Source organism: Vibrio sp. OPT46, assembly GCF_015163535.1.
In the GTDB taxonomy this organism is placed as follows: domain Bacteria; phylum Pseudomonadota; class Gammaproteobacteria; order Enterobacterales; family Vibrionaceae; genus Vibrio; species Vibrio alginolyticus.
This window is the reverse complement of the sequence record NZ_JADDYG010000043.1, coordinates 1-629: the sequence shown is the minus strand read 5'-3', so window position 1 is coordinate 629 and position 629 is coordinate 1. Positions and strand designations below refer to the sequence as shown.

At 39.0% G+C, this 629-nt stretch carries 2 pseudogenes; one reads left to right on the top strand and one right to left on the bottom strand.

The window, feature by feature from the left end:
• Nucleotides 1-98 precede the first annotated feature (98 nt).
• Nucleotides 99-248: pseudogene (locus tag IQR33_RS02520) on the bottom strand (RNA-binding protein); the annotation flags it as partial.
• 200 nt (nt 249-448) lie between these two features.
• Here IQR33_RS02520 and IQR33_RS02515 point away from each other — a divergent pair.
• Nucleotides 449-629, top strand: a pseudogene (locus IQR33_RS02515) (hypothetical protein); the annotation flags it as partial.

Below are 629 nucleotides of genomic sequence, written 5' to 3'. Positions count from 1 at the left end.
GCTAACTAATCAGTGTCCCAATTAGACTCTGAATACATTAGCGCAAACCAACGCCGTTATTTGGATTTTTCACTTGCAAAACGGGGCGTACCATACATCTGTCCAATACGAACCAAATCTGCGCATACATTCGCGTTGTATTCATCGGCACAATAATAGTCAGCACTGACTGATGGTACAGCTTCCCTTTGTTCTGGTGATAATAATTCTAGGAATTGTTCTAAGTAATCCTTAGCTCGCGCGTCCATGCTCACTCCATTAATCATAAATTCGCAAGGAGGATAAAAGATATCACAACAAATAACCATCAGGAACAAACTGAAAAACAACAAGAATATGACTTCTACGAAGACGACTGTTATTTCTTTTGTAATAACTTTGCTAAACGTTTGTGCTATTTGCTATTGTTGCATGGTCTATCTGTACTCTTCTCGTGAAAGGACGTTATATGCGCTTATTTATTGGTATTTTTTTCTCGCTGATACTTGCCTTGCCAACAATGGCATCGGAGGAAAAGTATTCAGAATCGGATCTGTTAGATAGACCATTAATGGAACGCTATATTTTAGATGAACTAAAAGCGCTGCGTCAGGACTATCAAAGCCTAGAAAAGCGAATGATCACAGAGA